Genomic DNA, 15,440 nt, shown 5'->3' with positions numbered 1-15,440 from the left:
ATGTTCCAACAGCACATCAAAACTTCTTATTATTGTATAAGTACAAAAGGAGATTTATGCAACTCACAGAAAATACGGAAGAATTACATTATAAACTAGACAGAGAAGTTTTGATACGGCGGATAACTGAACGTATCCGCCAATCTCTAGAATTAGAAGATATTTTAACCAGTACGGTAGCAGAAGTGCGGTCTTTTTTGAAAACTGATCGCATTATGATTTACAGGTTTAGTGCCGACGGAAGTGGAGAAGTTGTTGCTGAGTCAATTAATAACAACCGTCTCCCTTCCTTGAAAGGACTGCACTTTCCAGCAGACGACATTCCCGCGAGCGCCAGGGAGATGTATGTCGCTTTGCGCCAGCGGACAATAATAGATGTTAACTCAGGGACGATCGTCCTGAGTCCCCTCGATGCAGCAGACACCGGTCAACCTTTAGTAAAGGAGGAGATGCACTACCGAGCGCTCGATCCTTGCCACACCGCTTACCTGATGGCAATGGGAGTGCAATTTTCCTTAGTCGTGCCGATTTTGCACCGCAGGATCGCGTCGCCAAACAGCAAAACAGATATCTGCGAGGCGGCAACGTGTCTGACTCGATACGAGCCAGGAAATAATCAAAAAATTCACATCGAACTGTGGGGACTTTTAGTGTCTCACCACTCTGCGCCCCTCAATATTTCACCAGCAGATTTACAAGTAGTTCAGCTCGTATCAGATCAATTGTCTAGCGCTATAGCCCACGCGCTTCTCCTCCAGCAAACCCGCTCTCAAGCCGCCCGCGAAGCTACCGTGAGCCGCATAGCAGCCCTGTTGTACGGTCACGTCAACATTCAACTGCAACAGGGTTTAGAAGCCACCGTCACCGCTTTGGGCGGCAGCGGTGGCAGACTCTATCTCAACCAGCCGAAAATCAACGGTGAAAAGTTATCCGCTCCCAAGATTGAAGGAGAATTGGCAATTGCCCCGGCCCACCGCGATACTACCTTTGAACTGTTCACCACAGGAGAACAACCGACACTTCCCAACTGGGAAAAAGTTAAGGCGATCGAAGCTCATCCCCTCTGGCATGAATGGCTAACCAAAGGATTCAAAAATACCGAAGAAATTCCCAAATTATCAATTTTTACTAATTCTCAATTTCCAGTTTTGATAATTACCGACTTATACAAAGAACCTCTATTTAGAGTTTTAGTTCCCGGTTTCCAATCTACTAAAATTCGGGGTTTGCTGGTAATTCCCCTCCACTACAAACAACAATTAGTCGGCTGTTTGACCATTTTTCGCAATGCAATAGATACCGAAAAAATGTGGGCGGGGCGCTTTGACAGCAACGCTGCACAAACCCTTCCCAGACAATCCTTTGAACTCTGGCGAGAAATAAAAAAAGGTCAGTCGCCCGAGTGGAAGTACGAGGAAATTGAGCAAGCTTTAGCTATAGGCCGCCAATTTTGTTCGGCAATTGGGCAGTACGTTCTTTATAAAGAAGTACAGACCCTGAATGCCAACTTGGAGCGCCAAGTTCAAGAACGCACCGCCCAATTGCAACAATCCTTGGACTTTGCCAAAGTATTGACGCGAGTTAGAGACCAGATTCGCAGCACCTTAGATTTAAAAATCATACTGCAAACTATTGTGCGAGAAGTCAGAGTTTTGTTGGATACCGATCGCACGGTAATCTACCAATTTGCAGCAGACAAACAGGGCGAGGTAGTTGTCGAAGCTGTTTGCGGCCAGTGGCGGTCAATTTTAGGTATCACATCTCCACAAGAATGCTTTCCCGAAGGCTCAGACTGCTTTTATCGAGCCGGACGGGTGCGAGCAATTAATGATATTTATACTGAGGATTTAACACCCTGCCACCGCGAATTTTTGGAAGAGTTGCAGGTGAGAGGAAGTTTAATTGTACCCATGAGAGGCAAAGATTCCCAATTGTGGGGGTTGTTGATTGCCCATGAGTGTTCGGGGCCGAGAGTTTGGCAAACAGCAGAACAGGAATTAGTGCAACATTTAGCGGCTCAAGCTGCGATCGCCATTCACCAAGCAGAACTTTATCAAGAAAGTCTCAATGCAGCAACGGCCGAGCGATTAAAAGCCGAACAGCTAGCTAAAACAGTCACAGAACTGCACAATACCCAAGCCCAACTGATTCAAACCGAAAAAATGTCCAGTCTCGGACAACTCCTGGCCGGAGTCGCGCACGAAATCAATAACCCCGTTAACTTTATCTACGGCAATCTGTCCCACGCCAGCGAATACACCAAAGATTTGCTCTGCTTGGTGGAACTCTACCGCCAGCACTACCCCAATCCCAACCCAGAAATTAGCGAGTGTTCCGAAGCAATCGACATCGAATTTCTTGCCGAAGATTTGCCAAAAATTTTGGGTTCCATGACAGTCGGAGTTGAGCGCATCCGCCAGTTAGTTGTATCTTTGCGTAATTTTTCCAGGAGCGATCAAGCCGAGAAAAAAGCCGTTGACATTCACGAGGGCATCGACAGTACCCTGTTGATTTTGCAGCACCGGATCAAAGCCAATTCCGATCACAACACCGTAGAAATAATTAAAGAATACGGCAATTTGCCCTTAGTAGAATGCTATGCCAGCTCGCTCAATCAGGTATTTATGAATCTGATCGGTAATGCCCTTGACGCCCTAGAAATGGGAAAAAAAGAGCGAGTTATGAATCTTCCCTTTAAAGCGGCAAGTGCAGGGGCGACACATTTAAGCTCCCAAATACTGCCTATCGAGTCAGGAGATATAAATGCCACCACCGAGTGTTTGATTCCTGATTTCCCATCTCCTTGCATTCGGATTCGCACTGAATTAATCGATGAAAAAACGGTAGGAATTTGCATTGCCGACAATGGTCACGGCATCCCCCAAGAGTTAATCTCTCACATATTTAATCCGTTTTTTACTACTAAACCCGTAGGTCGGGGCACGGGTTTAGGACTGTCTATCAGTTACCAAATTGTAGTTGAGAAACACCAAGGCGTACTTAAGTGTGTTTCTGTACCCGGTCATGGTACAGAGTTCTGGATCGAGATTCCGCTGAATTAGGTAGAACAACCTAAAAAAACAACACACCCAGATACCCGACTTCTTTGAGAATTCGGGAAATTAACAACGATCGCGTTTTACGTCAAGAAATTATTTTCTCTTCATCGCAGAGAGAGATAATTCGATTCACAAAAGCTTTTAGCTCTGGACAAGCTTGAATCGCAATCATCAGATCGTTGTTTTTCAAAATAGCCATTCCATCAATCACTTTGTTATAGTCTTTTCCGCGTTTTCCAGAGCTAAAAATCTCCTTAATCCAATAGTAAGGTGGCTTTTGATGATTCACTGTTTCAGGCGAACCGCTAGGAGCAGAAAGGTTGTGTTTCGCTAGCTTCTGGATAGTTGTCCAGTAGGGAAGAAGCCATGCTTCAAAATCATGTGATGCTGTGTGAGGATAGAATTTTGGGTTTTTACCTACCCATGTCCTCATTTTCTCTTTAGCATCATTGGCATCTTTAAAGTCCGGCTTTCCGGTATAAACGTCTGTAAGTGCAATTACAGCATCATAGCCATCATTATCGAGGAGAGTTTCAACTATTTTCTTGAGTTTCCCTTCCTTGGGAATTCCACCATGTTGTGGTTTAAAGTCTAGTCTGGGCATTTTTTGCTCTAAACGACTTTGCAGAAACTCATGAAGCTTCTTTCTAAATGCCATTTCAGTAGCACCTTCAACCAAAATAGCAATTCTCATGGACGGCCACCCATCACATTCATTTCCCAAACCTGGTCAAGACTGTAATCTTCTAACCATTTATCCAGGTTAAAAGTGTCACCCCACCTCATTTTTGCCTCCCCTTCTTCCAAATCGCAGACCAAAACCTCGCTTGGATCAAGAAATCTGATGAGTCGATCTGAGTGTGTTGCAACTATCAGTTGAGTGTGTTTTGAAGCTTCTCTCATTAGATAAACTAAGTGTCTTAATAGTTCCGGGTGTAGGCTAACTTCTGGTTCATCTAGCAACGTAATAGTTGTTAAAGTTTGACTTTGCAGGAGCGCAACTAACCAGAGGAAGCGCAGCGTTCCTTCTGATAGCTCATGGACATAGAAAGGCTGAGGAAAATTCCTATCTGTCCACGTCATAGACATAGTTCCTGCGGCAACCGGAGGAAAGTTTAATCGCTCGAAATCTGGAAAGGCAGCAGAAATGATATTTTCAACCATTTCAAAACTGTCTCGATCGGTTTCCCGAAGGTCATAAAGACAGGAAACCAGGTTTTCACCGCTTGCTCCAGGCAACTTTGCAGGGCGCATTGCTTGAGGTAGACGAATTGGACTTTTCTCTGAAACATCCAGTGCTCCATAATATGTGCAAGAAGCAAGGCTCTTTCTCAGGTTCTCTGGTTCGCGATACATTTTAGGAACTTGAGAAAGGGATGTTTCAAGAGGATTGTGATCCCAACTCGGTCTCACAAATCCTCTGCTTTCTTCTTGAGAATATTTAATATCCAAACCTTGTGATTCAATATACTTGAATGGTTCAGCTCTGTGGGGATTTCTCTGCTGTGTTAAAGATTCGTCTCTAACTTCATAAGATAAACCTTTAGGTGACAATGTTAAGCTGTACTTCAAAGGTTGTTCCTTTGGCACTTGCATTGAAATTTCAATTTCAAGTTCTTGTAATTTACCTCTTGTCAAAATTTCATTCAAGCCGCCTTTAAGTTGCAATAAATTCTGTAAATTTCCACTTGCTGAAGCGGCTAGTATTGAAAGAACATCTAAAAAAGAAGTTTTTCCTGCTCCGTTTGCACCAATCATGACGATAAGATTTCTCATCTCAAGCTCAATATTTTGAAGACGCCGAAAACCCCTTACTGATATATTTTCAAATCTATTCATATTCTGTCCTTAAATAGTGAAACTAGCCTAGACACATATATTGAGACTAGGCTAAGTATATCTGCCTTAGATACTTTAGAGGTTTAGTAAAGCCAGATGGGTGTATGAAACGGTCTGCATCCTTTGGGTTGGCGCAGCATGAAAAGTCGTTGGAGCAGGCCGAGGTCGTTCACAAGTCTTTAAGGCAAGATTAGCTTCACCAGCACAGAACCGATCGAGCCCAGAAGACTCATAAAGTTGCCACCGCCGCCCGTGCGGGGTTCCGTAGGCTTTTGACGTGCAACAATGGCTTCGGCTAACTGCTTTGACAAATCCTGACCTTGGGGATTTCCTTGAGCTGCAAAGAGTTGGTTTGCTCGATCGGCGTCTTGAGTCGCGCCGGCGAAGTCTCCCAAGTCAGCGCGAGACATACTGCGCGCAAAATAAACGGCTGCTAAATCCGATTTCAGATTCAGCGCTTGATTGTAATAATCAATGGCGTTTCTGTAGTTTCCTGCTTGAGCTTCCAGCACTCCCAACCGGTAGAAGTCTTCAGCGGTGCCGATATTGGTTGGCATTCCTCTAACTCCGAGCAGTTGCGCGTTAGTTAAATTGGCGCTGAGCAAATTGGCGTCCGTGAGATAGGCACTTCTCAAGTCAGCACCGCTGAGGTTGGCACCGGTGAGGTTCGCCCCTGTCAGGTTGACGCCAAACAGGCTAGTGCCGCTGAGGTTCGCACCGCTGAGGTCAGCCCCGGTGAGGTTGGCTCGACTGAGGTTAGCCAACCTCAAGTCAGCACCTTTGAGATTGGCTCCTGTTAAATTGGCTAAAACCAAGCCTGCACTGCTGAGGTCGCAGTTGGGGCACTGTCGGGTGGCTAGTAATTGTTGCGTGTGTTGGATGTTCTCGGCGGGTGCAGGAGCGATCGGGGCGATCGCGCTCAGCAGCGTTGCCGCAGCGAGGATTCTGAGTTTCATTTTGACCGTCCAAAATCCAAAATATTAAATCTAAAATAGCTTTTATCCAAGCAATTGAAAATCACCATAACACAAGTTCACCCAACAAATCTTTTGACTCGCCGTATGTAGGAGTTCTGCGCGCCATCAGCACCCTACATTGAAGTTCTCGGCCTTACCTTAGTGTCAAATAAAGATTTCGCTGCCAATAAATTAGGGTAATGAATTACTCATTACCCTTTAGCCGCTGTTCTCGGCAACCATAAAAATTAACAAATAAATTAGTCGTGAATCGTGCCGTCGGGCATCGTTGTACCCTTAAGATATACTCCGCTCAGGTTAACTTTTGTAAGGTTTGCTCCCAACAGGTTTGCTCCGCTTAAGTCTGACGCACTTAAAATCGCTTCAGTCAAGTCTGCCCTAATTAGACTCGCCCCCATTAAGTCGGCTCCGCTAAGGTCTACTTTGCTCAAGTTTGCGCCAATTAAATCGCATTCTGTCAGCACCGCCCTACGCAAGTTTACCCCGTAAAGATTTACTCCGTGCAAGTCTGCACGGCTGAGTGTGGCCCGAGATATGTTGGCTCCAATTAAAGTTGCTTGGATGAGGTTCGCTCCGCTCAAGTCTGCTTTGCTGAGGTTCGCTCCCATCAACTCAGCTCGATTCAGGTTAGCTTCAACTAAAAGTGCTTCTGTGAGGTCAGCTCCACCTAAGTCTGCTCTCCTCAAATTAATTTTGCACAAATTGGCTTTGCCAAAGTTGACTCTGTTGAGTTTCGCTTTGCTGAGATTGGCTCCAATCAGGTCGGCTTCATACAGATTGGCTCCAATCAATTCTGCTTCGTAGAGGTAGACCTCGTGCAGGTAGACCCCGCTAAAATTTCTTTCTCCTATTGCGTATAGCTTGAGCAGTTCGTCAACGTTCATTGTGGCTTCTCTACACCTTTTAAATGAAGAATACTGTCAGCAAGCTCGTTGCACCGGATGTTCTGCTATTTTAGATTCTGAAATATTCACACCCAGCCTGAAACTTCCCTCAATCTGCAAGGTTTGAGTATAAATTAGATGGTTTGGTGAGGGTGAAGGACAAAGCTGCATTCTCTTTTCCCTTTGGTTAAAAATTAATATTTAAAAATTTTAACAACAAGTTTGCTCGCACTTGGTAACTAAATCCCAAAGATTCTACGTGGAAACTCCGATCGAACCCATAACTTTTTGTGGCTAGTTGAGCTTACTGAGTAAAACTGTGATCTTGGTCACACAGCCATGTTAGTAGGATCACATAGAAACCCCCCTTTCGATCACAGCAGGCGGGCAAAAATAGCCGATACTTATACTGTAATGCTGAAAAATTGACAATGCCACCCTCGCCGTGTTTTACTCAATTGGCAATAAAGTCAGTAGTTTCACAGATACTTGCCCGCGGCAAGAAAGTCGGTGGCAACGTCACTCGGCGCTACCCGCTCTGACCGATGAGAGTGCTGATATCTAAGGATTTTTCGCACAGCGAAAGCCAAAAATGCACTTCGGGGACTAGGGGAATGTCTGTATAAAAATGCGATCGCTGGTGTACATTCGCCTGTTTGCTAGCACCTAATGACTAAAAATCGCCCGTACGTTCGCAAAAAATACCAATAAATACCAGGAAAACCATGATAGATGTTTAACAATAAGAGAATAAATGGTATTCCTTAAGAGTCACCTATGGCCGCTAATCTTACAGTCGATCGGTTAACGGCTATCAGTATTAGCAATGACGCTTGTCCATCAAATACAAAGCTGACCCAGAAACCGGGTTTTTACTAAAAAAAATCGTTGCAACCTTGCTCCAGGTTAAAATAATCCGGTTTCTGAGCGTCTGAGTGCCTCCAGGAAGGAAAAAGTTTAATGAGAACGAACGCTTTTGTATAGCTTCAGGGCAAACAAAAGGTCAGCATTTAGGATAGGAGCAGCTTTTGCTCCATTGTCAAACAAAGGTACTGTAGAACGCGAATTGTGAGGTAATTGATATGGCTGGAGTATGTAAACTTAGCATCACAGAGACAACTGAAGAACTAAAAAACCTGTTAACTGAACAAAAAACAGCAAGCGGCTTTCAAAAAATTCAAGCACTTTACCTGTTCAAAATTTGTCACGTTAAGACAGTTAAAGAATTGGCAATGACGATCGGGGTCAATCGAATTACAGTGCAGCGGTGGCTGAGAAAGTACCGCTCTGACGGACTCGAAGGACTCCTCGAAACAAAGCACAGCGGCGGCCGTAAGCCCGCCATTCCTCCTCTGGCTCGCGCTAGTTTGGCAATGCGCCTCAGCAACCCCCAGGAAGGCTTTAAAAGCTATGGAGAGATTCAAGAGTGGTTGCAGCAGGAATACAGCATTGAAGCTTCCTATAAAGCGGTTTACGCAACAGTCAGATACCACCTAAAAGCCAAGCTGACGAAAGTCTAGACATTTCATACCATGTCGGATTAATCACTGGTCATCTAATTGTTTGCAGTCAGCCTTTGAAGATTTTGAGGAGTTCCTTCGTCACGAAAAACCTGATTAATTCTTTTTTAACAAAACTCGCTATCATAAATTGCGAAGCATATACAGCCAGCCTAAATCATTTGTGAATTTCTTACTCCCTCCCCTTGATAAGGGGAGGGTTGGGGTGGGGTCAAAAATTTACGACTCCTGCAAGGATTGCTATACAGCGTATCCCTGGTTTATGAAGCAGCTTTAGACACGGCCGTGCCCCGTGTCTCTACGGGGATTGATCGAGCGGCTGGTGTACTTCATAAACCTGCAATCTGCTGTAAATTAGATGTTGCGGCGATTGGGGTGAGGGCGAGAAGATTTGACGCTTTTTCCCTGTTTGTGAAAGATGCTTAAAAAAGGGCCCAGAAATCATAACTTGCAAGTTTTGTCTAATTTGCAGGTTTTGTTTATATGGATTTGAAATACTCTCAAGCCGTCGATGCGTGGAGATTCTAATTCATGGTTCATCGAAGTCCACTTGTTATCTCACGGCGCATCGTCACGAGTAGAGGGGGTCTTCTCCCCATGCTTTCCCTCTTTCGAGGCGCATTCCTCTTGCCCAGAGGTACTGTTTTGCTGCTCCAACCGGTTCAGCAGTTTCTTCGTTAAAAAAATATTTGGAAATGATTTTAGACATCAAGCACAAATCATTGTTTGCGATCGCTCTCATCTGTTAGGTAAAAAAATGCACAACTATTGCATCATTTTTTAGCAAACTTTTTGTGGGAGATAAAGAAACTCAAGCAGAGGCAAATCTTACTGTTATTAAAAGCCCTCAAAGGTAGGTCAATTATTTGACCTGACTTTAAGTCTTCTCCGCTGTACCCAATAAGCGTCAAACACGAATCCAAGGGAGATTGTTTGTTCGGCTAGAAGCAGCCAATGACCCTGAATACCCATAAGACCGGCGCAAGTAATATTCCCTAGCATCAGCCAGAAATATCCATGAGGCTTGTCTTTGGAAAGCAGATAAGTTCCCATTAGGAATCCAGAAGCCATTCCTAGTTCCAGCACCTGACTGAGACTGGTGAGGCCTCCGAAGTCATACAAGCTCAATCCCAGACCGATTGCTAAGGCTAGTTTGGCAAAATGGTCAAGCCATAGGGGTGCGTGCCCTTGACCCCTCCGCGCGTTAATCAGCCCAACCAGCATAGCCGGAGCGCCCCCAGTTTCGATAGCTGCGGCTATCCAGTTGCGTCCCGATACCAGGACTATGACCCATGCTGGTACACCAATGAGATAGAATGCCCAGGCCCAAAAACGCGATTTTTGCTTGCCTTGACTGTTTTTACTGCGTTCCGCCCTTGAGAAAAAAACTTTGTTGAGAAGATAAAATAATCCTCCCCATACTTGAAGAAGTAAGTTGAGCACAGGTTACACTTTGATAGAAGATAGTCGATAAAATATTCCCAACAACATTAGGCTTAAAACTTAATTAATGTCCTTTGGAAAAGGAACAGCTCGTTATGCCAGTTATAACTCGTAGCTTTCTAAACACTTAAAACCCTTCACCAAGTATTGGTAGTGCTACACAAGTAATGATGCCTTATAGTGATGAATGAAATACCAGATGGCACCAATGTGATTCTCCAACGATTTTAAAAAGGACAAGGTTTTTCGGACTAGCCGAGACACCCGTTGCTTCAATGTATTGTTGAATCGCTCTTCGGTAGCTGGTTTTGCTGTCGGACAGCGGGCGTAGAACGGCTCCATACGCTGCCCAGAAATTGGCGATAGACCGGAGGCAAAGATTCCCACAATTTGCGGGCTGCAGCTTCATCCCGTGCGCCAATGTAAATGCCAACAATCTCGCTCTTTGTCTGCATCAAGCGCCAACAAAACCCACTGCTTGTTGTCTTTGTTTTCTACCAATGACCATAACTCATCGCATTGAAACGCTCACGCCTCCCCTTTTTTTGGGTGTTACCTGCACGCTTCGGGCAACCTTGGCATATGTCGCGTTTTTAGTGCGGGGCTTTCAACCCAAATTTTCGGTAAAAATTGGCAGCGGCTAAGGCAAAAACCGATCCAAAGCCGCTTTCAACTCTTCGATTTCCGTATCGATATTGCCTTCTTTAGCGGCTCTGCCAATACACTCAGTTAAATGTTCATCAAGAATGATTCTCGCTACGCGATCGAGGGCGCCTCGAACCGCAGCAACTTGCACGAGAACTTCGGGACAGGGACGGTTTTCTTGGACCATTGTTTTAATGCCGCGGACGTGCCCTTCAATCCGAGACAAGCGATTTACCAGCCGCCGCATCGATTCTTCATCGTGATGGTGAGGGTGGACTGATTTATCGTCGTGATGGTGGTGGGAAGTTGAGGGCAAGGATTTGTCAGTAGAAGTATCAGATAGAATCATTGGGGTTACGAGGGAATTTTTAAAAGTTAGAATTCTGAATATGTTGAGTTGGTGCGGGCTCCTGACTCATGTATTGTAACTGTCAAAATATATTTAGGATCTTCATAGCGGCAGATTATTGAGTCCGCACGATCGCACACGTTTACCAGACTAACCCAGACTAACAAAGATTGACGCTATGCGACTATTTAAGTTTTTTCGCCCCACACCTCGAATCGGTGCTCGTTGGTTCGCCCTAATTTTAGGAATGACGATCGCCCTGAGTGCGCTGGGTATCAATGCTGCACCCGCTGCCGCCGCTGATGGCACAAATCCGCCCAACTTAGAGTTCCAGAGTTCCCCCGCCACCCCCCCGAATCCGCAACAGTTAGCGCTGCGGGGCGGGGAACTCCCGGCGGATACGGCCAGTTTTGTAACGGCGGCAGTCGATCGAGTCGGGCCGGCAGTTGTCCGCATTGATACCGAGCGCACTGTCAGCCGCAACATCGATCCTTTAATGGAAGACCCATTCTTCCGCAGATTTTTGGGAGAAGATTTACGCAGCCTGACGCCCAGACAAGAACGGTTACGCGGTCAAGGTTCCGGCTTCATCATTGACAAAAGCGGGATTGTTTTAACCAACGCTCACGTAGTTGACAAAGCCGATCGAGTGACTGTCACCTTAAACGACGGCAGGACATTTCCAGGAGAAGTCCAAGGTACTGACGAAGTAACAGATTTGGCTGTTGTCAAAATTAATACCAAGCAATTAAACCTGCCGACGGCCACCTTGGGAGATTCCGACGCGGTGAAAGTGGGAGATTGGGCGATCGCTGTGGGCAACCCCCTGGGATTTGACAACACCGTCACCTTGGGCATTATCAGCACCCTCAAACGCTCCAGTGCAGCCGTCGGCATTCCCGACAAGCGGCTCGATTTCATTCAAACCGACGCCGCCATCAATCCCGGCAATTCCGGCGGCCCGCTGTTAAACAGCAGAGGAGAAGTGATTGGCATCAACACGGCGATTCGAGCCGATGCAATGGGTATAGGCTTTGCGATTCCGATCGACAAAGCCAAGGCCATCTACGCGCAGTTAGCCAAGGGAGAACAAGTCAGCCATCCGTTTTTGGGGATTCAGATGATTGCTTTGACTCCTGAAATGGCCAGAGAGAATAATTCGGACCCCAATGCTCCTTTGATTGTGCCGGAAGTTCAAGGGGTGTTAGTGATGCGAGTTGTGCCAAATACGCCTGCTGAGGCAGCAGGGGTTCGCAAGGGGGATGTCATCGTTCAAATTGACGGTGAGGCAGTGACTGAACCCGAACAGTTGCAAAATTTGGTGGAAAACAGCAAAATCGGTCAAATTCTGCAACTGAAGGTGCGCCGCGGTGCCCAGATTAAAGAAGTTCCGGTTCAAACTGCTCAACTGAGAGATTTTTAACTAGAAGGGGAAGGGGGGAAATCGTTAAAACCCCCTCCTCGACTCGATCGGGCTGCTGGGCATAAAAATTGTTCACAAATGAAATAGGATTGCTATCATAGATGATTTAACTTCACTCAACTATGACCGAATATTGCGTCTATTTTTAACTCAAATCCTGATGCAGAAGGATCTCGCCCTTCAGTCAATTCGATCGGACTATAACCACTTCACCTCAAAGTCGCGCTTCATCGGAATTACAAAGTCGAGTCAAGTGGCAACCATATGTATTTTCGATATAGCAGCGCACTTTTCAGTTTATCCACTCATAGTCAACTGCCCCAGGTCAACAATAAAAACTATTGATTGACTTAAATACGGATGGCTTTCTAACTATTTAATTCACCAACTAAAACGCCCAAGCATTGCGATCTGGCAAGTATGCAGAGTTATAGTATCGGTTGTAACAGTTGCGTAAGTTATTAGCAATTAAAGTAAGTTGGTTTAAATAAACCTTACAGGGTAGACCAGCTTTTGCACTAATAACATCTCTCTTAGTATAGATACTAGGCTAAACCAGCCCCGGCAAGACCTTACAAAATATAATTGTTTTTTTGCGCTTACCTACTTATATTAGCCATAATTAATAGACATAAAAAAAAAATATCAGGGAAAATTTAGTATGACATCTGTGGAGATTGAAAAAAAAGCCATGACTGAAGAAGAGGAGGCAAAGTTATGGGAAGCGTTCCAAGTATTTGACGCGGACGGGAGCGGTGCTATTTCATCAGAAGAACTCGGTCAAGTGATGCGATCGCTAGGCCAGAGTCCTAACGAAACCGAGCTGCGCGAAATGATCGAAGAAGTGGACGTAGACAAGTCTGGCAGTATCGATTTTGAGGAATTCAAAATGCTGATGGTGTCCGAACAAGGCGATCGCCCCAGTCGTCTCAAAATGTCATTTAGTGTATTTGATGAGGATGGTAGCGGTCAAATCACTAAAAACGAGATGCAGGATATGATGAGCCCGTTTGGGCTGACAGAGCCAGAGCTCGATGAGATTATCAAAGAGGCAGATCATGACGGCAATGCCTTAATTGACTTTGAGGAATTCTGCACACTCGTACCCGATGAGTCAGATATCACAACAGGAGATCAAGACTCGCCGATTCCCGTTGTCAGTACACAGACAACCGAGATTTCAGATAGTACAGTGGCTGCGATCGAAAGTATAGCCACTGCTGTCAACGAGCCAGCTTCTGCCACTATTGAACCTCATCTACAAGAGCTACAAGAAGCACCCACCGATTGCAATCGAGAAATAGCGCGGCTAAAAGAACTACTCGCCCAACACCCACAAGCTGATAAGAAGCGCGGTACGTCCCGCTTGGAGATGCAGATTGGTTTGTTTCGTCTGATCCAGGGAGCAGCCTACCGCAGCTTCCGCGAGAGTTTTTCCGCCAACCACGAGACTCACCTTTGCGTGAGAAACTTGCCATACAGAATCGTTGATTTTGTGCGATTTGTCAGGAGTGCGATCGCGCTTTATAAAGGATTAGGTGTAGTAGAATCGGCGTGCAACCCTCTACTGGATGCTGTAGTTAAATCGCTCGAAGATGAATATGCGCGACTAGAGCATCGCATCAAGAACTGGAAAACCATAGAAAAAACTCCTGAAATGTTGGCAGAAGAAAAAGCCATGTTGGAGGCGCGGGGTAAGTCGGCCACGGCCAAGGAGAAGTTTGGGGCGGCAGTCGAGTTGGCAATGACGATCAAAAAGGATAGTCTCAACTTGCGTGACATCGCGGAGGGTGTGCTTGCAATCAACGAACTCAACCGACTGCGAAACCTGGAGCTGAGTGAGAACATGGCGCCACCACCCAAATCCGAGGGAGATCCCAAGGAGTACCTGAAGAAGTGGAACCGCGTCATCGTCTCGGAGGCATTAGAGGAAATAGATGGTGCGATGATGCCAGTAGCATATTGGTATGAAGACTTTATGCCGAAGTTGCTGGCTGCCTTCAGCGTCATTACCGCAGCAGACATCCCCTTCAACACGGTGCCTGATGAAGCAGCTTTAAACGAGTGGTACGAAGCGACTAAAACGTCAGGGGAATTTGGGCGCTATGGGGCGGATGTTGCAGAAAACTTTGCCAAATGCGCTCCAAAACAGCAACTGATGCTTCAACAGGCATGGCGCTTGACGCACCACTACCTCAATGGGATACAGAAACGGCGCGAAAGCTTAGAGTGTGGGCGCGAGTCTGGCGAACTCTCGCAATATGTGGCGTTTATCGATGTTTATATCGATCGCACTGAAGTAAAGAATTCACAAATGCGGGTCAGCTTCCCTTACTATATTGGCCCTGCGGTGTGGCGTTTCTTCCACACTACGGCTGAAATCGTCTCTACCAAGACCCCCGAACAGCAAAAAACTCTGGTGGCAATTTTCAAGGAATTCTTCAACCTGTTTGCCACTATGTATCCCTGCCCCTACTGCCGCCACCACCTCAACGCCTACGTCGTGCAGAATAAAGAGGTGGAAATGTACCCTCTGGAGTACCTGGTGCTTGGGCGCGACCCGCGTCTCAATAGCTTTGAGGTATCAATGGAGGCCAAGCTGTCCACCGTAGTAGATGGCGATTCCCTGCGCTTATTCTTCTGGAAGTTGCACAATACTGTCTCCTCATCAATTGCGCGATCGGAAGAGTGGTATCAAAAGGATGAGGAAGCATTCTACACCACCCGTTATTGGCCCAGCATTGAGTCTGAGCTAGCACGAGCCAAAGCCCTCAAACAAATCAGCATTGCCACCGATCGGATGTACCGCCTCTACACTATACTCAAGCCCGCAGCACGACTGACAGGGGTGAGAGCTATATTGCAAAAGCTGTTGGATAAGAGGGATGAGGAAGGCATCAAGGAGGTATGCTTAGTTGCCCAAGATTACATCAAGGAGTTGGACGAGGCGATCGTCACGGGACAATTCTTACAAGAGACATACTACTTTGACCCTGAGCTTGTGGATGAAGCTCCTGTCTTCACTCCTGAAGAAGAGGAGTTTGCTCGCAGCGGTGTGTTCGTCGAGGCTACTTGAATATCAGCAAGTAAAAACTTAAGTTTTTCCGCTTAACTCACATCTTGCACCCTTCTCAATTACTTGTTTAGGAACAGGCAAGATGCCTGTTCCACAAGAAAACTCATTCTTTGTGGAACGGGCATCTTGCCCGTTCTTGACAATGGTGCAAGATATCAGTTAACTTTTTACGCCTTCAAAGATATAGATAGCAATACTCCAGGAGTTCGGTACGGGAAAAACCGC

At 46.0% G+C, this 15,440-nt stretch carries 12 protein-coding genes; 4 read left to right on the top strand and 8 right to left on the bottom strand.

All coding sequences use genetic code 11. From position 1 onward, the window contains the following. Nucleotides 1–56: 56 nt before the first annotated feature. The gene (locus QUA62_RS18465; protein ID WP_333405809.1) at nucleotides 57–3,062 is read left to right on the top strand and encodes a GAF domain-containing protein; all 3,006 of its coding nucleotides are present in this window, start codon (nucleotides 57–59) and stop codon (nucleotides 3,060–3,062) included. An 82-nt stretch (nucleotides 3,063–3,144) separates the two neighbouring features. Here QUA62_RS18465 and QUA62_RS18460 read toward each other — a convergent pair whose 3' ends face one another. The 4 genes from QUA62_RS18460 to QUA62_RS18445 all read right to left on the bottom strand — a co-directional run bounded on the left by QUA62_RS18460 (nucleotide 3,145) and on the right by QUA62_RS18445 (nucleotide 6,759). Further along, entirely contained in the window at nucleotides 3,145–3,753 is a 609-nt protein-coding gene (locus QUA62_RS18460; protein ID WP_333099789.1) for a DUF4276 family protein, read from the bottom strand. Further along, a complete protein-coding gene (locus QUA62_RS18455) occupies nucleotides 3,750–4,898 on the bottom strand; it encodes an AAA family ATPase (RefSeq protein WP_333405807.1) in 1,149 nt (382 codons plus the stop codon). The genes QUA62_RS18460 and QUA62_RS18455 overlap by 4 nt, the downstream gene beginning before the upstream one ends. A 179-nt stretch (nucleotides 4,899–5,077) precedes the next feature. Then, the gene (locus tag QUA62_RS18450; RefSeq protein WP_333405805.1) at nucleotides 5,078–5,854 is read right to left on the bottom strand and encodes a pentapeptide repeat-containing protein; all 777 of its coding nucleotides are present in this window, start codon (nucleotides 5,852–5,854) and stop codon (nucleotides 5,078–5,080) included. A 260-nt stretch (nucleotides 5,855–6,114) separates the two neighbouring features. After that, a complete protein-coding gene (locus tag QUA62_RS18445; protein ID WP_190655462.1) occupies nucleotides 6,115–6,759 on the bottom strand; it encodes a pentapeptide repeat-containing protein in 645 nt (214 codons plus the stop codon). 1,082 nt (nucleotides 6,760–7,841) lie between these two features. Between QUA62_RS18445 and QUA62_RS18440 the strand changes: the two genes are divergently transcribed. Further along, nucleotides 7,842–8,279, top strand: coding sequence for a helix-turn-helix domain-containing protein (locus QUA62_RS18440; RefSeq protein WP_333216224.1), 438 nt, complete (start codon nucleotides 7,842–7,844; stop codon nucleotides 8,277–8,279). 571 nt (nucleotides 8,280–8,850) lie between these two features. Here QUA62_RS18440 and QUA62_RS18435 read toward each other — a convergent pair. From QUA62_RS18435 to QUA62_RS18425, 4 genes are all read right to left on the bottom strand, one after another. After that, entirely contained in the window at nucleotides 8,851–8,988 is a 138-nt protein-coding gene (locus QUA62_RS18435) for a hypothetical protein (protein WP_333405803.1), read from the bottom strand. A 149-nt stretch (nucleotides 8,989–9,137) separates the two neighbouring features. Then, nucleotides 9,138–9,722 carry a hypothetical protein gene (locus tag QUA62_RS18430; protein ID WP_333405801.1) on the bottom strand — a complete coding sequence of 195 codons (585 nt, stop codon included), beginning with the start codon at nucleotides 9,720–9,722 and terminating at the stop codon, nucleotides 9,138–9,140. Between the two features lie 156 nt (nucleotides 9,723–9,878). After that, nucleotides 9,879–10,064: an IS1 family transposase gene (locus tag QUA62_RS29435; RefSeq protein ID WP_445301685.1), complete on the bottom strand. Its 186-nt coding sequence runs from the start codon at nucleotides 10,062–10,064 to the stop codon at nucleotides 9,879–9,881. Between the two features lie 298 nt (nucleotides 10,065–10,362). Then, nucleotides 10,363–10,716, bottom strand: coding sequence for a metal-sensitive transcriptional regulator (locus QUA62_RS18425; RefSeq protein ID WP_333405799.1), 354 nt, complete (start codon nucleotides 10,714–10,716; stop codon nucleotides 10,363–10,365). A gap of 178 nt (nucleotides 10,717–10,894) precedes the next feature. Here QUA62_RS18425 and QUA62_RS18420 point away from each other — a divergent pair, with 178 nt between their 5' ends. Continuing rightward, nucleotides 10,895–12,139: an HhoA/HhoB/HtrA family serine endopeptidase gene (locus tag QUA62_RS18420; RefSeq protein ID WP_333405797.1), complete on the top strand. Its 1,245-nt coding sequence runs from the start codon at nucleotides 10,895–10,897 to the stop codon at nucleotides 12,137–12,139. Between the two features lie 661 nt (nucleotides 12,140–12,800). After that, nucleotides 12,801–15,215, top strand: coding sequence for an EF-hand domain-containing protein (locus QUA62_RS18415; RefSeq protein WP_333405796.1), 2,415 nt, complete (start codon nucleotides 12,801–12,803; stop codon nucleotides 15,213–15,215). Nucleotides 15,216–15,440 lie beyond the last annotated feature (225 nt).

The sequence above is a fragment of the Microcoleus sp. MON1_C1 genome (assembly GCF_036701945.1).
GTDB lineage: Bacteria > Cyanobacteriota > Cyanobacteriia > Cyanobacteriales > Microcoleaceae > Microcoleus.
This window is presented reverse-complemented; position numbering and strand designations above follow the sequence as displayed.